This is a genomic window from Rhizobium sp. BT-226, from assembly GCF_025847085.2.
Lineage (GTDB): Bacteria > Pseudomonadota > Alphaproteobacteria > Rhizobiales > Rhizobiaceae > Rhizobium > Rhizobium sophorae.
Map to the genome: position 1 here is coordinate 1713468 of NZ_JAOYTI010000002.1, position 18363 is coordinate 1731830.

The window sequence follows — 18363 nt, forward strand, 5'->3', positions numbered from 1 at the left end:
TTCCGTTCCGCCTCAGAATCCGCTGTCGCCGGCATCTTCGATCGTCGTCGTCGTCGTCCGGTATTCCTGGATCGCATTGTTGCGCCGCTGCGCATCGATCGGGGTCATGCCGCGGGGCGCCACCAGATCCTCCGGATTGGCGATCTGGGCGGCAAGGTTGTTCTGCGAGGCGCAGCCGAAATTATAGTAGTTCTGGTTGGTCAAATCGTTCGATATGTCCTTCGGCCATTGACCGCATTGCGTGGTGACCGCGGTGGTGCCGGTAAAGCTCAGCCGGATCGGGGCCGCATCGCCGGGACCGACCGCGGCATAGGAGGTGTTGACGATTTTCGAGCTTGCGATCCCCCTCGATGTCAGCTCGGCACGGACCTGATTGCGCAGCTGATAGGCTGCCGCCGAATTGGGCGAGCCTTGCGGCGACAGCACGTAAACCGGGCCCGAGGCGCGCGAGATGTAGTTTGCGGCAAAGCCGCGGATGAGGTCGCGCTGGGCGATGGTCAGGCGGCGATCGGTGGAGGCGACGGGTATATCCACCGTCTGCTCCGCCTCCGTGACGATGATCGGGTGGCGGGCGCGGTAATCGTCCGGAATGCCGCCGGTCGTCAGTTGGTCATGCGGGCCGGCGCATCCGGAAAGTATCGCCGCCGACATGGCGAGCGTGGCAAAAAGCGCCTTCGAGAGTCCTAGGCGGGGTGTCGTCGCATTCATATGGGCCATCGCCTGATCTCTGTTTTCTGCCATCGCTGCCGCTCGCGCCCCACTCATTTGTAGATGAACCCGATCGAGCCGTGGAACTGCGCATCGGCGACGGGCGCCTCGCGGCGGCCATAGACCTTGTTGACACGGTTGAGGAAGAAGGTCGCGCCGTCATTCTCAGGGCTGAAATTGTCGTCCGGCCGGTTGAGCTGATTGCGCGCCACCGGGCGCACCAGGTAGGGCGTTGCGATGATGACGAGCTCGGTTTCCTGGCGCTCGAACCCCTTTTGGCGGAAGAGCGTCCCAAGCAGCGGGATCTTCGAGACGCCAGGGGTGCCACCCATCGTCTGGGAAACATTGTCGCGGATCAGGCCGGCAAGCGCGATCGAGCCGCCCGAGGGCAGCTCCACCGAGGTCTCCGCCGAACGGCGCTGGTAAGTGGCGTTGCCGCTTCCGGCCACCGGTTCGGAGACATTGGTCTTGATCTGCAGGCTGATGCGGCCCGATGACAGCACGACCGGTTTGAAGGCGAGGTTGATACCGTAGTTGAACGGGACGACGGTGACGTTGCCGTCGTTGTCGGTCGTCGAATAAAGCTGCTGGCCACCGGAATTGAAGGTCGCGGCCTGACCCGATATCGCCGTCAGCGTCGGTTCGGCGAGCGTCTTGACGACCTTGGCCTGTTCCAACGCGTTGAGGTAGGTGGAGATGTCGTATTTGCCGATCGAGCTCTTGAAGAGCGCCGCCAGGCCGCCGCCGACCGTCGCTGTCGCGCTGTCGGCGTTCGGACTGCCAAGTTGGGCGACCGTCATGCCGGAGGAATTGGAAACCAGATTGTCGAAGCCGAGCTGCTTCAGCACCTCGCGGCGAACCTCGGCGATCGTTACCTTGAGGGTGACCTGGTCCTCGCCCTCGATCTGCAGGAGGTTGACGACCTGCGAACTCTGGCGACCTTCGGCAAAGAGCGCCACCGAGCTGTCGCCGCCGGTGCCGGATGCCGTCTCGGTTCTGGTCGTCGCCTCGCCGCCCTTCAGGAAGACCTGCGCCAAATCGGCAGCCTGCGTGGCATCCTGCGGCGTGCGCACCGTGCCGGTCAGCACGATGTTGTCGGAGACGATTTCGACATTGATGTTGGAGTCGGGAATGAAGCGGCGGAGATTGACTTCGAGGCCGGAAACGTCGCGCTCGATCTCGATGTCGAGATTGACGATTTCCTGTCCACCGGCGCCGAAGACGAAGATATTCGTCTGGCCGACCTTCTTGCCGAACAGGTAGATGCGCCGCGAGGTGCGGGTCACGGCATCGGCCATAGTCGGATCGGAGACGAGGATATCATGCGCATCCTCCGGCAGATCGACGACGACGGCCTTGTTGAGCCCGAGCTTCAGCCGGCGATGAGCATTGGAGCCGGTCTGCGAGATCCGGACCAGGCTATCGGAATCGGCGCGTGCCTCGCCTGCACCGAAAAGTGGGGCGAAAGAGGCCGGCACTATACCGGACACGACGACTGCCAGCGAAAGGCAGCCTGTCAGGAGAGATCCGGCGCACCGCGTTGAATTGCCCATTTGCACGTCCCTTACTCCGCCTTCGGCGCGGCGCCGGCATCCGTGACGATAGCGCCCGATTTGATGACCTGGATGATCGCACTGCCGTTGTCGCCGCTCAGCAGATAGTCGGCGGCACTGGTATCCTGCTCCTGCGCATCGGCGACCGAGCGCAGCGCGAGCGACAGCCGATCCGCCATCTGCTGGGCGACGGCGAGAACCTTCGTTTGATCGGGCGTGAGCTCGAGCGTCGCGGTCGTGCCGACCACCGATTTCGAGCCGTCGTCCTTTTCCTGTATCTGCTGGTCGATGGCGAGGACGCGGACATTGCTCAGCACGGTTTCGGTGATGAGCTTGTCGGCCTCAGCGCCCTTGCGGACCATGATGACGTCGACGCGATCATTCGGCAGGATGAAACCGCCGGCGCCGGTTGCCACCGATATCTCGGTCGCGACAGCGCGCTTGCCGGCCGGCAACAGCGAGGAGAGGATGCGGCTGCTGGAATCGGCGACCTTTTCCGGCCGGATCGGTTCGCCTTCGAAGATCGGCAGACGCACGACGGCGCCTTGCAGATCCTTGATCGCATCCGGCTTGTCGGCTTCGGTGATGAGGCCAGGGACAACGCCGCCCTGCGGCCAGGCCATCCAATGTACCGACTGGTCGCTCAGCCTCTCGCCCACCGCCAGATTGGCGCTCGAGACGAGGATGTTGACGGTCGGTTCCTTCTCGACGACCGAGCGGACCTGGGTAACGACACCGCCACTGCCCGCCATTTGCATTGCCAGGAGACCGGCAAGGCCGGCCGCCGCCACGGCGACAGCTAGGATTATAAGGCGGGCCGGTTTCATCGATCATTCCTCAGGGCACGATATGTTCGCCCTGTAGAATGCTCAGCAATTGGTATAATTATGGTTAATAGAACGCTTACATTTTAAGTTAACGGGCATTTAAAATGCCGTTATTTCAGGCTTTCCAGCGCGGCGAGGAAGAGCGGCGAAGAAGGAAAGGCCATGAAGCCGCCGATCGCGATCGCGATGCCGTAGGGGATCTTCTTGGCAAGCAGGACCGAGTTCGGCACCGGCAGGCCGATGGCGAGGATGGTGTCCGATTGCGCTCTTACCAGCAGGATCAGCAAGGTGATGAGGCCGCCGATCATGGCGATGTCGGTCATCAGGAAAAGCAGGGATTCGTTCAGACCGAACCAGAGCGCGGTGGCGCTCATCAGCTTGGCGTCGCCGCCGCCCATCACATTGAACGCGAAAAGCGCAAAGCAGGCGCTGAAGACGATGGCGGCGCCGGCAAGATGCATGCCGATCATTTCCAGACCCAAGCCGGAGAACGGCGCGAGGACGAGGAAAGAGGCGATCAGGATCACGGAAATGCGGTTCGGGATCGTCATGGTGAAGAGATCCGAGAAGGCCGCCATCGCAAGGCAGAGTGGCAGTATCAGGAAGACTGCGGCTGCGATCATGCTCATACCCGATCGTGATTTGATGCGAAAAGGCTCACGGCCGTTCAGCCTGTGAGCCCGCCCGATATATCGGCCAGAGCAAATCCGGCCGTATCAATTTCAGCGCCAGCTGGCAGCGCCTATCTTAGTTCGACGCCGTAACGCCAGTGTTCATCTTGGTGCCCAGGTTGTTGAACGTGGTGCCGATCCGGTTGCCGAGGGTCGTGGCGCCGGTGATGAGCGCTACGGAAATGAGAGCAGCAATCAGGCCGTACTCGATTGCGGTCGCGCCGGATTCGTCCTTCAGAAAACGGCTAAAAAGCTTGGTCATGGTAACTCCTAACTCCAGTTGATGTTCAGCACGTCCGCCAACTGTTTGCCGTTGATCGGATGACTGCAACCTAGCGAATGGCCGTTTCCATCGGCTTAAGGAAAAGAGTTAACGACATGTGAACGAGACAACAGGCCTTTGTAGAGTCAGTATTTTCTTAAGCGCTTCGCTCAATATTTAACGATATTCCCGGAATAACCGCTGCATTCACCCGGAAATAGCGCATATTCTGTTTCCAACCGAGGCGTACGCCGCCCCGAAGCCGTACCGAATCGGATCACTACGCTTCATCCCGGAACAGGGCGGTAGGCTTAAGGCTTCGTTCACCATTTTTTTCCATTCTATGCGGATATTGCGCTGTGATCGTGAAAGAGGACCCAATGTCATCGAGCGGCAAAACCATTTTCTTTGCCGGCATGATCGCCGTTTTCGGTATTTCGGGAGTTTCCGCGGCCGCAGACGATGACATGTTGCGCGTCTACATGGATCACGCGCGCGTGCTGAAGCTCGATCGCCCGGTCAGCAAGGTGATTGTCGGCAATGCCGCGGTCGCCGATGCGACCGTGGCCGACGCCAAGACCATCGTGCTGACAGGACGCAGCTTCGGCACCACCAATCTGGTTCTCCTCGATGCCGACGGCAACGCAATCCTCGACGAACGCATCCTGGTGTCGATCGACGAGGGCAATACGGTGCGCGTCTACCGGCAGACCCAGCGCTCCGTGCTGTCCTGCACGCCGAACTGCGAGCAGCATGCGCAGCAAGCGACCGCCGGCTCACCCTAACGCTCTCTTTTCAACTTCCTCGACCATTCGTTAAAATCGTCGTGTCAGGTTGAAACGGAAAATCAACGAACGGACCTTAGTCTGACGACTGGAAAATGTCGCTCGGGTCCAGGCAATGATGACAATCGATCAGCAGACGGATAAGGGGCGCGCTTTTGCGCCGTTCCGTTTCTTACGGTTTCGCGCTCTCGCCCGCTCACGCGAGGGTGCTGCGGCGATCGAATTCGCCCTGCTCGCCATTCCCTATTTCCTGGTGATTTTTGCAATCCTCGAAACGTTCGTCGCCTTCGCCGCCGAGGAACTCGTCTCCAATGCCGTCGATACGATGAGCCGCCGGATGCGAACCGGGCAGATCACCTATAATCTCGGCCGCACGACCGATATGAACCAGGCGCAATTCCGCCAGGCTTTCTGCGATGAGATTTCGATCCTGATCCGCTGCTCGACGACCGAAGTCGCCACGCCGAGCAAGCTCTACCTTGATGTGCAGACGTTCAGCACCTTCTCGGCCATTCCGACGACGATCCCCAAGGTTTCCACCGACAAATATGCCGACATCAACACGGCGGCCTTCAAATATGCGCCGGGCGGCGCCGGCACGATCAACATGCTGCGCGCTTATTATCGCTGGGAAATCACCGCGGATCTGGTCCGGCCTTACATCACCACGATACGTCCCTCCGACGCTTCGATGCCCAGCCAATATCTGATCGTCGGGACCGCGGCCTTCCAGAACGAGCAGTATCCATAATGGCGTTACGCAACCCGTTCACCAGACTGGTCCAGACGGTGCGGCGGCTCACCCGTGACCGCAAGGGCGCCGGCGCGATCGAATTCGCGATCCTCTTTCCCGTGCTCGTCATGCTCTATATCGGCGCTTTCGAGATTACGATCGGCCTCAGCGTCAGCAAGCGCGTGACACGCGCCGCAGGAACGGTGGCCGACCTCGTCACCCAGCAGCAATCCGTCACGAAGAGCGCGCTTGGGCAAATGCCATCGGTCGCAAATGCAATCTTCCTGCCCTACAACACGACGTCGCTGACAATGAAGATCACCGGGATTAGCATCGACGCCGGCGCCAATGCGAAAGTGCTCTGGTCCTGGGCGCAAGACGGGACGGTGCCCTATGCCAAGAACGCCGCGGTGAGCGACGTGCCGTCTGATATGAAGACGGCGAACAGTTTCCTGGTCCGCACTGAGGTCAGCATCCCCTATACATTGTTCCTGTTCGCCCCGAACTTCATGCCGGATGGCATGCGCACGATCACCATCAGCCGCAGTTATTTCTACCGCCAGCGGCAAGGCGACTCGATCCCCTGCGGCGACTGCTGACGGCCCTTCCCGCTCTTCTCTGCCGCATAACTCCTCAATCGAAATCGATTGGGGAGTTATGCGGTAATTCAAAGTGTTACAGCGTCCTTTGCGCGTCTGAAAAAGACGCGCGGCGCTGTAATTTGCCAAGCCGGCCGCGGCATTATATGGCTGGATCTCAGCCGCCTCCGATATTGCAGAGGCCGGCGATCGGCTCTCTCGGGTGTAAAATGGCGCGTGCCTTTCTTTTTGTTCTGGATTCCTTCGGCGTTGGCGGAGCGCCGGATGCGGCGGCCTATGGCGACGAGGGCGCCGATACGCTTGGCCATATCGCCGAGTTCTGCGCAGCCGGAGCGGCAGACCGAGCCGGGTTGCGCGAAGGGCCGCTTTCCCTGCCCAACATGTCGGAACTGGGGCTGATGCACATCTCGCGGTCCGCCTCCGGTCGGTTTCCGGCCGGCATGCCCGTCCCGGAGAAGGTCTACGGCATTTATGGCGCCGCCACTGAAATTTCCCGTGGCAAAGATACGCCGTCGGGCCATTGGGAGATCGCGGGAACACCTGTCAGTTTCGATTGGGGTTACTTCCCGATAGAGGGCGACGCCTTTCCTGCCGAATTCATCGAGACGCTATGCCGGGAGGCTGACGTGCCCGGCATTCTCGGCAATTGCCATGCCTCGGGAACGGAGATCATCGCCCGGCTCGGCGAGGAACATATCCGCACCGGCAAGCCGATCTGCTACACCTCCTCGGATTCGGTCTTCCAGGTCGCGGCGCACGAGGTGCATTTCGGCCTCGATCGCCTGCTCGCCTTCTGCCGTTTGGCCCGGGGGCTGCTCGATCCCTACAATATCGGCCGCGTCATCGCCCGGCCCTTTATCGGCCAGTCCGCCTCTACTTTCCAGCGCACCGGAAATCGGCGCGACTTCTCCGTGCTGCCGCCGGAGCCGACACTGCTCGACCGACTGATCGAGCACGGCCGGCACGTGCATGCAGTGGGAAAGATCGGCGACATCTTCGCGCATCAGGGCATTTCCAGGGTCATCAAGGCGAACGGCAACGAGGCGCTGATGGATGCCTCGCTCTCGGCGATCGACGAGGCTGAGGATGGCGATCTCGTCTTCACCAATTTCGTCGATTTCGACATGATCTACGGCCATCGCCGCGACGTGCCGGGTTATGCTGCGGCACTCGAAGCCTTCGATGCGCGCTTGCCCAAAGTCCACAAGAAACTGAAGCCCGGCGATCTCGTCGTGCTCACCGCCGATCATGGCTGCGATCCGACCTGGCGCGGCACCGACCATACGCGCGAGCGCGTGCCTGTCATCGCCTATGGCCCCGGCATCCGGTCGCGTTCGATCGGCGTGCGCCGCAGCTATGCCGATATCGGCGAAAGCATCGCCCGGCATCTCGGCATCCCGGCCGGATCGCACGGAAGGAGTTTTCTGTGACATCGCATTTGAAGAAGGTCGAACTGCACTGCCATCTGGAGGGTGCGGCACCGCCAACTCTGACCGCGGCGCAGGCGCGGAAATACGGAGTCGACATCAGCGGTGAGCTTCGCGACGGAGCCTATGTCTGGCATGATTTCGCAAGCTTCCTCGAATGTTACGACAAGGTTTCCGAGGTCTACAAGACCGAGGAGGACTATGCGCTTCTGACCGAAACCTACCTCGACGAACTCGCCGGCATCGATACGATCTATAGCGAGCTCATCGTTTCGCCCGACCACGGCAAGCGCATCGGGCTGGGCGCCGATGCCTATATAGCAGGTATCTGCGAAGGCATCCGGCGGGCCAGGGAAAAGAGCGGCATCGAGGCCCGACTGATCGTCACCGGCGAGCGGCATTTCGGTCCGGAGAGCGTGATTGGCGCTGCCGAATATGCGGCAAAGGCCGGCAATCCTCTGATTACCGGGTTCAACCTTGCCGGCGAAGAGCGCATGGGCCGTGTGGCCGACTATGCCCGCGCCTTCGATATCGCCCGCGATGCCGGCCTCGGGCTCACCATCCATGCCGGCGAGGTCTGCGGCGCCTTCAGCGTCGCCGACGCGCTCGATGCGGTGCGCCCCTCGCGCATCGGCCACGGCGTGCGCGCCATCGAGGATCTCGATCTGGTGACGCGGCTTGCCGACCTCGGCACCGTGCTCGAGATCTGCCCGGGCTCCAATATCGCGCTCGGGGTCTTTCCCGATTTCGCGTCCCATCCGCTGCGCCGGCTGAAGGAAGCAGGCGTGCGGGTGACGATCAGCTCGGATGATCCGCCTTTCTTTCATACCTCGCTCAAGCGGGAATATGAACTTGCGGCCGGGACCTTCGGCTTCAGCGACGCCGAGATCGATGCCATGACGCGCACGGCGATCGAAGCGGCCTTCGTCGACGATGAAACACGCAAGGCCCTGCTCGCCCGAATTTGAGGGTTACAGCTTTCCTGCTCAGATTGAAGCATTCTAACCAGGAAATGCTCCGGAGATTGGGGATGATCGGCGCAAATTGACCGCCACTCTTGCGGTCGGGCCGATTTCCGTGAAAGAAACATTCGATAGAAAGAATGAAAGGCTTCCCCATGGACGGCGTCACGGTCATCGATCATCCGCTTGTGCAGCACAAGCTCACCATCATGCGGCGCAAGGAGACATCGACGGGAAGTTTCCGGCGCTTGCTGCGCGAAATATCGACGTTGCTCTGCTACGAGGTGACTCGCGATCTCGAACTGACGATGGAAACGATCGAGACGCCGCTGCAGACGATGGAATCGCCGATCCTCGAGGGCAAGAAGCTGGTCTTCGCCTCGATCCTGCGCGCCGGCAACGGGCTGCTCGAAGGCATGCTCGACCTCGTGCCGTCCGCCCGCGTCTCGCATATCGGCGTCTACCGCGACCACGAGACGCTGCAGCCGGTCGAATATTACTTCAAGGCGCCGGAAGACGTGGCCGAGCGGCTGATCATCGTCGTCGACCCGATGCTTGCGACCGGCAATTCCTCGATCGCAGCGATCGACAAGCTCAAGGAACGCGGCGCTCACAATATACGCTTCCTTTGCCTGCTTGCCGCCCCGGAAGGCATCCGCAACTTCCGCGCCGCGCATCCCGATGTTCCGGTCTTTACCGCATCGATCGACAGTCATCTCAACGAGAAGGGCTATATCATGCCCGGCCTCGGTGATGCCGGCGACCGCATGTACGGCACCAAGTAATTTCAGCCTTCCTTTACCAAATCGAAAGACTTTACGGCCCGGAGGTCCCTTCCGGGCCTTTTGGCGTCGATATTAGCAACTTATCAGCACTTGAGGTTTAGCAAGCTTGGAGCATGAGGCCCTGCATGAAGCCGGGTTTATACAGGAAGGATTTCTGTTTCATGCTCGTGCGCACCGTCCTATTCGCCAGCGTCGCCGCGGTGCTCGCCACACAGGTGCCTTCCTTCTTCGGAGGCACCAGCCAGCAGCCCGCTGACGCTCTCTCCGCCAATTTCGTATCGACCGAAACCGGGCAGCCGGTCGCACCGGAGCCCGTCTACGGCAGCAATGCGATCCGCCTGCAGGCGGATGCGCAGGGCCACTATACCGGCAGCTTCAAGATCAACGGCAAGCCGGTGCAGGGTCTGATCGATACCGGCGCCACCTATGTGGCGCTCAACGAGACGCTCGCCCGCCGGCTCGGCTACACCGCCAACCAGCTCGATTTCCGCTACAGGGTGAATACCGCGAACGGCCAGACGAAGGCAGCACACGTGACGCTCGACCGGGTCGAGATCGGCGGCATCCGCGTGCGGAATGTCGAAGCCTTCGTCCTGAAGGACGATGCGCTGACGACGACGCTGGTCGGCATGAGCTTCCTGCAGAAGCTCGCCTCCTATTCCGTCGCCGACGGTTCGCTCAGCCTCAAGCAGTAAACCGCGTCAGATCAGGCCCGCAATGACCGGTGTCAGCTCCGGCTTGTCCTCGGTAATGCGGTAGTGCGCGGCAAGTCCCGCAGCCGCCCTTTCCGCCGCGGCTTCGTCGGCGGCGTGAACCATCGCGATCGGTTCACCGGCATTGACGCGGATGCCGAGCGGCAGGAGTCCGGAAAAGCCGACGCGATGATCGATCCGGTCCGCCGGATGGCGTCTTCCGCCGCCGAGGTCAATGACACTGACGCCGATACCGCGCGTATCGCAGGCGGCAAGCCAGCCGGACCGGGCGGCCGGAACAGGCTTTTCGACCGGCGCCCTGGCCAGGTATCGGTCAGGGTTTTCGATGAGATCGCCCGGGCCCCCGAGCATCGATACCATGCGCGCGAAGACCTCTGCCGCCTTTCCCGATGACAGGGCCTGACGCGCCGTCCCCTCGGCTTCATCAGGCGAAGCGGCGATGCCGGATTTCACCAGCATTTCGGCGGCGAAGGCAAGAACGACGGTCTCAAGCCGCGTGCCTGCCTTTCTACCGGCCAGGAAATCCAGGCAGTTGCGCATCTCGACGGCATTGCCGGCACTATCGGCAAGCGGCTGGTTCATGTCGGTGATCAAGGCCGAGGTCTTCACGCCGGCGCCATTCGCCACCTCGACCAGCGACTTCGCGAGGGTCTCCGCCTGGTCGCGATCGGCCATGAAGGCGCCGTTGCCGACCTTGACGTCAAGCACCAGCGTCTGAAGCCCCGCCGCAAGTTTCTTCGAGAGGATCGAGGCGGTGATGAGGGGAATGGAATCGACGGTGGCGGTCACGTCGCGCACGGCATAGAGCCTGCCGTCGGCGGGCGCCAAAGTGCCGGTCTGGCCGATGATGGCGCATCCCGCCTCCTTCACCACCTTGTGGAACAGGTTCGCATCCGGGGTGATCATGTAGCCGGGAATGGATTCGAGCTTATCCAGCGTGCCGCCGGTATGGCCGAGGCCGCGCCCGGAGATCATCGGAACGGCGAGGCCGCAGGCGGCGGCGATCGGCGCCAGCATCAGCGAAACATTGTCGCCGACGCCGCCGGTCGAATGTTTGTCGGCGATCGGGCGATCGATATCGGCCCATTGCAGCCTGTCACCGGAATCGGCCATCGCCAGCGTCAAGGCCACGATTTCGGCCCGCGACATGCCCTTGAACCAGACGGCCATGGCGAATGCGCCAATCTGGCCTTCCGACAATCGACCGGCAGCGAGCGCAGCAATGAAGGAGCTGATCTCGGCGGCGTCAAGTTCGTCGCCATCGCGCTTGCGCCGAATGATCTCCTGCGGAATCATTTCAGTAGCTCGATGCTGCAGCGGGTGCCGCCTGTGTTCCGCTCAGAACCGCCAGGATATCGTCGAGCAGGTCGGAAGCGCCGAAGCGGAACGTCGACGGCATCGCCCAGTCCGGTGTCATGATGGTTTCGGCAAGGCTCAGATAGAGTGCGGCATCGGCCACCGAGCCGATGCCGCCGGCCGGCTTGAAGCCGACCTTGCGGCCGCTCTCGCGGATAGCGCGGATCATGATGTCGGCGGCTTCGAGCGTCGCATTGACGGCGACCTTGCCGGTCGAGGTCTTGATGAAATCGGCGCCGGCTTCGATGGCGAGTTCGGAGGCACGGCGGATCAATGCGGCATCCTTCAGCTCGCCAGTCTCGATGATGACCTTCAGCAGGACGGGGCCGGCGCATTCGGCGCGCACGGTCTTGACCATGTCGGTCACCGCCTTCTCATTGCCGGCGAGCAGCTTGCGGTAGGGGATGACCAGATCGATCTCATCGGCGCCATCGGCAATCGCCTCGCGTGCTTCAGCGGCGACATCGGCTACTTCCATATCGCCGGAGGGGAGGTTGACGACAGTCGCGATACGCACGGCGTGCCCGGTGCCGAGGATGTTGCGGGCTTGGGCGACGAATCGCGGCCAGATGCAGATCGCAGCGCTGTTGCCGTAGGGCGTCTGCGCGCGGGCGCAGAGCGCATCGATCTGCGCCTCGGTGCAATCATCCTTCAAGTTGGTGAGATCGAGAAGAGAAAGGGCGACAGCCGCCGTCTCCCGGTTGGAATGGCTATTCATCTTCGCTTCCTCTCGAGCATGATGCCGAAAAGTATGAGCGGTTTTCGAACGACATCATGTTCTAACTCTATAATGTAGAACAGGATTCAGATTTTAGGCCGACCCGGCCTGAAATCATCCTGTTCCAGCCGCAATCATATCTTTCAATATGGCGGCGAGACGGGCGCCGCCGATGGGCGCCATGTCCTTGGTTTCTTCATGGCTGAGCTCATTGCCGGTCATGCCTGCCCCATAGTTGGTGATGACGGAGGCGGCCGCAACCCTCAGGCCCAGCATTCTTGCGATGATGACCTCGGGCACCGTCGACATGCCGACGGCATCGGCACCGAGGATGCGCGCCATGCGGATTTCCGCCGGCGTTTCAAAGCTTGGACCGGAGAACCACATATAGACGCCCTGCGCCAGCTCGATTTTAAGCTTCGCCGCTGCCCTCTGCATCGCCGCAGCAAGCTCCGCATCATAGGCATTGGTCATGCCGACGAAACGGTGATCGCTTTCCTCGCCGATCAGCGGATTCATGCCGGAATAGTTGATGTGATCGGTGATCTGCATCACCGAACCGGGCGGCAGGTCATCGCGCAGCGATCCGGCCGAATTGGTCAAGATCAGCGCTTCGACGCCTAGTGCCTTCAGCACCTTGATCGGCAGGCGCATGGCGTTGGCATCGCCCTTCTCGTAATAATGCACGCGGCCGGAGAGCATGACGACAGGCACGCCGCCTAAGCGGCCGGCGACGACTTCGCCTGCATGGCCGGAGACGGCGCTGACGGGAAAGCCCGGCAGGTCGCGATAGGGAACACGCACGGCGCCCTCTAGCGCACCGACGAGGGAGCCGAGACCGGAGCCGAGCACGATGCCGTGGCGCGGCTTGATGCCGCCGAGCAATGCGGCGAGCAGGTTGACCGTCGCCTTCATCCGAGTTCGGTCTCGAAGCTGAAGGGAAGAAGCTCTTCCATCGTCATGGTCTTCTTCACGCCGGCTTCATCGCAAAGGTAGATCTTCGTCTCCTTGGAGGCGAATTCGGAGATCTTCTGGCGGCAGCCGCCGCAGGGCGGACAGAGCGGCAACTTCTCGGCAATGACCGCCATTTCGACGATCTTCTTTGCGCCGCCCATGATCATGGCGCCGATCGCCGTCGGCTCGGCGCACCATCCTTGCGGAAAGGAGAGGTTTTCGATGTTGGCGCCGGTATAGACCTTGCCGTCCTCGGCGCGGATCGCCGCGCCAACCGGGAATTTCGAATAGGGCGCATGGGCAAAGGCCATGGCGCCGCGGGCGGCTTCGAACAGATCGTGAGACATATCAACGCTCCTTCGTATAGGGCACGCCGCCAGCTTTCGGCGGGGTTGCGACGCCGATGAAGCCGGCAAGAAGGACGCAGGTGAGGACATAGGGCAGCGCCTGGAAGACTTGAACCGGCACTTCGCCGATCAGCGGCACCTGCTTGCCCTGCATGAAGTTTGCCAGCGCATCGAGGAAGCCGAAGAGCAGGCAGGCAAACATGACAGGCACCGGCTTCCACTTGGCAAAGACGAGAGCTGCGAGCGCGATATAACCCTTGCCGGCCGACATGTCCTTGATGAAGGCGGCGGACTGGGCGATGGCCAGATAGGTGCCGGCAAAGCCGCAGAGGATGCCGGCGCACATGACGGCGCGGTAGCGCAGCCAAGCAACGGAAATACCGGCCGTATCGACCGCGCCCGGGTTTTCGCCGACGGCGCGCAGCCGCAGGCCGAAGCGTGTGCGGTAAAGCACCCACCAGGAAAACGGCACGGCGAGGAAGGCGAGGTAGGTGAGGATATTGTTGCCGGATATGACATTGGCATAAAGCGGGCCGATGATCGGTATGTCGCGGGCGGCATCGGCGCCCGGCAGGATGATCGGCGCAAAGCGCGAATCCGGCGCCAACTGCGGCGTGCGCCCGCCCTGGCCGAACCAGGCCTGGCCGAGCACGATGGTGATGCCGGCGATGAAGAAGTTGATCGCCACACCTGACACAATCTGGTTGCCTCGGTTGGTGATCGAGGCAAAGCCGTGCACCAGGCTCAGCGCCACCGAGCAGAGGATGCCGGCACCGAGCCCGAGCCAGGCCGAATCGGTGAGATAGGCAACGCAGGCGGCGGCAAAGGCCGAGCCCAGCATCTTACCCTCGAGGCCGATATCGAAGATGCCGGCGCGTTCCGAAAACAGACCGGCAAGGGCGGTGAAGATCAGCGGGATCGACAGGCGAATCGTGGAGGCTAGAACGCTGATGAAGATGTCATAATAATCCATCGTCCGCTCCTCAGGCTCGCTTTAACTGTTGATAGAGGCGCACCATCGCCGGCCGGAACATATACTCCAGCGCGCCGGCGAAGAGGATCACCAGACCCTGGATGACGAGGATCATCTCGCGGGTGATATTCGGCATTTCGAAGGAGATCCAGTCGCCGCCCTGATAGAGGATGCCGAAGAGGATTGACGCCAGGATGATGCCAAGCGGATGATTGCGGCCCATCAGCGATACGGCGATGCCGACGAAGCCGGCGCCGCCGACGAATCCCACCTGCAGGCGGGCGGAGGCGCCCATAACCGGATTCAGCGCCATCATGCCGGCCAGCGCGCCGGAGAGCATCATCGCGATCATCACGATTCGTACGTAGGGAATACCGGCATATGAAGCAGCTGTCGGGCTGACACCCAGCGTGCGCATCTCGAAGCCAAGTTTCGTGCGCCAGATTAACAGCCAGACGACGTAGCACATAACCAGCGCAATGATGAAAGAGACATTCAACGGGGCAGCACCCAGCTTTGTCCCGAATATCTCCATCAGCCATGTTAGCTTCGGCAACTGCCCACCCTCGAGGAATGTGCGTGTTTCCGGCGCCATTTTGCCGGGCACGATCAATACGTGCACCAGCAGGTAATTCATCAGCGAGGCGATGATGTAGTTGAACATGATCGTCGTGATGACGATATGGCTGCCGCGCTTCGCCTGAAGCCATGCCGGAATGAAGGCGGCAACCGCGCCGAAGAGTGCAGCGCCGACCACCGCAACCGGCATCGTCACATACCATGGCACGTAATTATCGAGCGAAAGCGCCACCAAAGCACAGCCGAGGCCGCCCATGTAGGCCTGGCCTTCGGAGCCGATGTTGAAGAGACCGGCATGGATTGCCACCGCGACGGAAAGGCCAGTGAAGATGAAGCTCGTCGCGTAGAACAGCGTGAAGCCGATGAATTCGCCATTGCCGAGCGCACCCTCGATCAGCAGCGACAGCGCATCGAGCGGGCTCTCGCCGATCAGCCAGACGACGAAGCCGGAGATCAGGAAGGCGACGACGAGGTTCAAAATCGGGATGAGGCCGTAGTTGATCCAGTTTGGCAGCGGAACGGAAGCAGTGCTCATAAAGGCCTCATGCGGCAATGCCGGCCATCATCAGGCCGAGGGTCTGTTCACCGGCATCGGGCGTCTTCTCGCCGACGACATGGCCGGCAAACATGACAAGGATACGGTCCGAAAGGGAGCGAATCTCATCGAGTTCGACGGAGACGAGCAGGATCGCCTTGCCCGCGTCGCGCATCTCGATGATTCGGCGGTGGATGAATTCGATGGCGCCGATATCGACGCCGCGTGTCGGCTGGCCGATGATCAGCATCTTCGGATCGCGTTCGATCTCGCGGGCGACGACGATCTTCTGCTGGTTGCCGCCGGAGAAATTTGCCGTCTTCAGCCGCGGGTTCGGCGGACGGATGTCGTATTTCTCGATCTTCTCCATCGCATCCTTGCGGATCGCTTCGAGATCGAGCAGCGGGCCTTTGCTGTAGGCCGGGCGGCGATGATAACCGAGCACGGAATTTTCATATTCCTCGAATTTCAGCACCAGGCCCATATGGTGTCGGTCCTCTGGAATATGAGCGAGGCCGAGATCACGCAGGCGGGCGGGATCGGCCTTGTCGATCGTCTGGCCGTCGAGAAGAATTTCACCGGAGGTCGGTTTTCGGATGCCGGCAATCGCCTCCAGCAATTCGGACTGGCCATTGCCGGCCACACCGGCGATGCCGACGATCTCACCGGCGCGCACGTCGAAGGAGACGTTGTCGACCATGGTGACGCCGCGATTGTCCTTGACCGTGAGGTTGCGGACGGACAGCACGGCGGCTTGCGGGTTCGCCTCGCCCTTCTGCACACGAAGCAGCACGCGGCGGCCGACCATCAGCTCGGCGAGCTCCTCCACCGTTGTTTCCGCCGTCTTGCGGGTCGCGACCATCTCGCCGCGGCGCATGACCGAGACCGTATCGGTGATCGCCATGATCTCGCGCAGCTTGTGGGTGATGAGGATGATCGTCTTACCCTGATCGCGCAGCACCTTGAGGATGCGGAAAAGGTGATCGGCCTCCGCCGGCGTCAACACGCCCGTCGGCTCGTCGAGGATCAGGATCTCGGCGCCGCGATACATGGCTTTCAGGATTTCGACGCGTTGTTGCAGACCAACAGGAAGCTCTTCGATCAGCGCGTCGGGATCGACCTCGAGGCCATATTCCGTTTCCAGCCGCTTGAGTTCGGCCCGAGCCGAGGCGACGCCCCTGGCCAGCAGCATGCCGCCTTCGGCGCCAAGCATGATGTTCTCGAGCACCGTGAAATTATCGACCAGCATGAAGTGCTGGTGCACCATGCCGATGCCGGTGGCAATCGCCGCCTGGCTGTCGCGGATGGTGACGGGATTGCCGTTGACGCGGATCTCGCCGCTATCGGCATGGTAGAAACCATAGATGATCGACATCAGGGTCGATTTGCCGGCGCCGTTTTCGCCGATGATGCCGTGGATCGTCCCCTTGGCAACGGTGAGGTTGATGTCCTTGTTGGCATGGACGACACCGAATTTCTTGTCGATGCCGACAAGCTCGATAGCGGGCTTATCTGTCACTGCAGACTCCAAATAAGAAAAGGGCGTATGGCGAAAATCCCCTCCGCCATACGCCCGATCTCAATCGTCGATCACATTCGGGCGCGGATCACTTCGGGCAAGCGTTGTCCGAGGTGTAATCGTGAACCTTGACGGTTCCCGCGATGATGTCGGCCTTGGCCTTGTCGACGGCAGCCTGCATTTCCGGTGTGATCAGCGACTTGTTGTTGTCGTCGATCGCGGCGCCAACACCGTCTTCCTTGACACCGAGCGCCTGGACGCCAGCGGTGAACTTGTCGTTCTTGGTGTCGTTGTAGGCATTGTAGACGGCGAGGTCGACGCGCTTGACCATCGAGGTCAGGACCGAGCCCGGATGCAGATGGTTCTGGTTGGAGTCGACGCCGATCGACAGCTTCTTGTTGTCGGCGGCCGTCTGCAGAACGCCGAGACCGGTGGCACCGGCTGCCGCATAAACGACGTCAGCGCCCTGGTCGATCTGGTTCTTGGCCAGCTCGCCGCCGCGGACCGGGTCGTTCCAGGCAGCGCCCGTGGTGCCGGTCATATTCTGGAAGACCTCGATATCGGCCTTGACGGAGCGGGCGCCCTGCTCGTAGCCGCATTCGAACTTGCGGATCAGCGGGATGTCCATGCCGCCGACGAAGCCGACCTTGCCGGTCTTGGAGGCCATGCCGGCGAGAACGCCGACGAGGTAAGAGCCTTCTTCTTCCTTATAGACCACCGAGCGGACGTTCGGCTTGTCGACGACGGAGTCAACGATGATGAACTTGGTATCCGGGAATTCGGCTGCAACCTTCTCGATGGCAGAGGTCCAGGCGAAGGAAACGGCAACCACCGGATTGAAACCGCGGCTGGCGAAGTTACGGATGGCCTGTTCGCCCTGGGTGTCGCCCGTCGGCTCGAAGTCGCGATAGGCAATGCCGGTTTCGGCCTTGAACTTCTCGGCACCGTTATAGGCCGCCTCGTTGAAGGACTTATCGAACTTCCCGCCGGTGCCGTAAACCAGCGCCGGCTTGACATCGGCGGCAAGCGCCGTCGTCGACATGGCAGCCACGGCAAAGAGAGTGAGAAGGGATTTTTTCATTGTGCAGCCCTGTTGTTGCTATTCGTTAGGGGTCCTCCCGCAAGTCCTTTTCGGACATGTCTGCGGAACCACCGACCTCCCCCCGGAGGCCTGGCTGCGTGCATCCTTGCATGGCTCACGGAAAAATTCACCAGAAATTTTTCAGCTGGTAAAGATTTGCAGCGATTGCCGAAAATCAGCTCTTCGGGGCTGATTTTTGGACATTCCTTGCATCCGAATGCGGATTTTCTAGCCAATCCGGCGACAAATACCGAGGTCGAAGAGCGGGTGACGCCC

The 18363-nt window shown here is 61.3% G+C and carries 20 protein-coding genes; 7 read left to right on the top strand and 13 right to left on the bottom strand.

Annotation, left to right across the window (positions count from 1 at the left end; all coding sequences use genetic code 11):
- Window positions 1-12: 12 nt before the first annotated feature.
- The 5 genes from OIU37_RS18730 to OIU37_RS18750 all read right to left on the bottom strand — a co-directional run bounded on the left by OIU37_RS18730 (window position 13) and on the right by OIU37_RS18750 (window position 4021).
- On the bottom strand, window positions 13-765 hold the full coding sequence (locus OIU37_RS18730; RefSeq protein ID WP_264258348.1) for a CpaD family pilus assembly protein: 753 nt from the start codon (window positions 763-765) through the stop codon (window positions 13-15).
- On the bottom strand, window positions 762-2261 hold the full coding sequence (locus tag OIU37_RS18735) for a type II and III secretion system protein family protein (RefSeq protein ID WP_264258349.1): 1500 nt from the start codon (window positions 2259-2261) through the stop codon (window positions 762-764). The genes OIU37_RS18730 and OIU37_RS18735 overlap by 4 nt, the downstream gene beginning before the upstream one ends.
- Window positions 2262-2272: 11 nt before the next feature.
- Complete coding sequence (gene cpaB / locus OIU37_RS18740; protein WP_264258350.1) at window positions 2273-3088, bottom strand: Flp pilus assembly protein CpaB; 816 nt, start codon at window positions 3086-3088, stop codon at window positions 2273-2275.
- 110 nt (window positions 3089-3198) lie between these two features.
- Window positions 3199-3711: a prepilin peptidase gene (locus tag OIU37_RS18745; protein ID WP_182209123.1), complete on the bottom strand. Its 513-nt coding sequence runs from the start codon at window positions 3709-3711 to the stop codon at window positions 3199-3201.
- A gap of 124 nt (window positions 3712-3835) precedes the next feature.
- A complete protein-coding gene (locus OIU37_RS18750; protein WP_020052412.1) occupies window positions 3836-4021 on the bottom strand; it encodes a Flp family type IVb pilin in 186 nt (61 codons plus the stop codon).
- 380 nt (window positions 4022-4401) lie between these two features.
- Between OIU37_RS18750 and OIU37_RS18755 the strand changes: the two genes are divergently transcribed.
- From OIU37_RS18755 to OIU37_RS18785, 7 genes are all read left to right on the top strand, one after another.
- Window positions 4402-4806: a pilus assembly protein N-terminal domain-containing protein gene (locus tag OIU37_RS18755; protein ID WP_064653455.1), complete on the top strand. Its 405-nt coding sequence runs from the start codon at window positions 4402-4404 to the stop codon at window positions 4804-4806.
- Between the two features lie 115 nt (window positions 4807-4921).
- Window positions 4922-5557, top strand: coding sequence for a TadE/TadG family type IV pilus assembly protein (locus OIU37_RS18760; protein WP_240604322.1), 636 nt, complete (start codon window positions 4922-4924; stop codon window positions 5555-5557).
- Window positions 5557-6138 carry a TadE/TadG family type IV pilus assembly protein gene (locus OIU37_RS18765; RefSeq protein WP_264258352.1) on the top strand — a complete coding sequence of 194 codons (582 nt, stop codon included), beginning with the start codon at window positions 5557-5559 and terminating at the stop codon, window positions 6136-6138. Before OIU37_RS18760 ends, OIU37_RS18765 begins: the two co-directional genes overlap by 1 nt.
- A gap of 209 nt (window positions 6139-6347) precedes the next feature.
- The gene (locus OIU37_RS18770; protein ID WP_264258354.1) at window positions 6348-7568 is read left to right on the top strand and encodes a phosphopentomutase; all 1221 of its coding nucleotides are present in this window, start codon (window positions 6348-6350) and stop codon (window positions 7566-7568) included.
- Window positions 7565-8533, top strand: coding sequence for an adenosine deaminase (locus OIU37_RS18775; RefSeq protein WP_171602018.1), 969 nt, complete (start codon window positions 7565-7567; stop codon window positions 8531-8533). The genes OIU37_RS18770 and OIU37_RS18775 overlap by 4 nt, the downstream gene beginning before the upstream one ends.
- A 149-nt stretch (window positions 8534-8682) precedes the next feature.
- On the top strand, window positions 8683-9312 hold the full coding sequence (gene upp, locus OIU37_RS18780; protein ID WP_003544477.1) for a uracil phosphoribosyltransferase: 630 nt from the start codon (window positions 8683-8685) through the stop codon (window positions 9310-9312).
- A 125-nt stretch (window positions 9313-9437) separates the two neighbouring features.
- On the top strand, window positions 9438-10007 hold the full coding sequence (locus OIU37_RS18785; RefSeq protein ID WP_264258356.1) for a TIGR02281 family clan AA aspartic protease: 570 nt from the start codon (window positions 9438-9440) through the stop codon (window positions 10005-10007).
- A gap of 6 nt (window positions 10008-10013) precedes the next feature.
- Here the strand turns inward: OIU37_RS18785 and deoA are convergent, their stop codons facing one another.
- From deoA to OIU37_RS18825, 8 genes are all read right to left on the bottom strand, one after another.
- Window positions 10014-11321: a thymidine phosphorylase gene (gene deoA / locus OIU37_RS18790; protein ID WP_264258357.1), complete on the bottom strand. Its 1308-nt coding sequence runs from the start codon at window positions 11319-11321 to the stop codon at window positions 10014-10016.
- A 1-nt stretch (window position 11322) separates the two neighbouring features.
- Window positions 11323-12099 carry a deoxyribose-phosphate aldolase gene (deoC, locus tag OIU37_RS18795; RefSeq protein ID WP_168312735.1) on the bottom strand — a complete coding sequence of 259 codons (777 nt, stop codon included), beginning with the start codon at window positions 12097-12099 and terminating at the stop codon, window positions 11323-11325.
- A gap of 114 nt (window positions 12100-12213) precedes the next feature.
- Window positions 12214-13014: a purine-nucleoside phosphorylase gene (locus OIU37_RS18800; protein WP_264258358.1), complete on the bottom strand. Its 801-nt coding sequence runs from the start codon at window positions 13012-13014 to the stop codon at window positions 12214-12216.
- Complete coding sequence (locus OIU37_RS18805) at window positions 13011-13400, bottom strand: cytidine deaminase (RefSeq protein ID WP_003544464.1); 390 nt, start codon at window positions 13398-13400, stop codon at window positions 13011-13013. The genes OIU37_RS18800 and OIU37_RS18805 overlap by 4 nt, the downstream gene beginning before the upstream one ends.
- Before the next feature lies 1 nt (window position 13401).
- Entirely contained in the window at window positions 13402-14373 is a 972-nt protein-coding gene (locus OIU37_RS18810; RefSeq protein WP_138388476.1) for an ABC transporter permease, read from the bottom strand.
- A 10-nt stretch (window positions 14374-14383) separates the two neighbouring features.
- Window positions 14384-15487 (bottom strand): ABC transporter permease, encoded by a 1104-nt coding sequence (locus OIU37_RS18815; RefSeq protein WP_164069448.1) that lies wholly within the window; start codon window positions 15485-15487, stop codon window positions 14384-14386.
- A 7-nt stretch (window positions 15488-15494) separates the two neighbouring features.
- Window positions 15495-17006: an ABC transporter ATP-binding protein gene (locus tag OIU37_RS18820; RefSeq protein WP_264258361.1), complete on the bottom strand. Its 1512-nt coding sequence runs from the start codon at window positions 17004-17006 to the stop codon at window positions 15495-15497.
- 88 nt (window positions 17007-17094) lie between these two features.
- Window positions 17095-18087 carry a BMP family protein gene (locus tag OIU37_RS18825; RefSeq protein WP_029873712.1) on the bottom strand — a complete coding sequence of 331 codons (993 nt, stop codon included), beginning with the start codon at window positions 18085-18087 and terminating at the stop codon, window positions 17095-17097.
- Window positions 18088-18363: the final 276 nt, after the last annotated feature.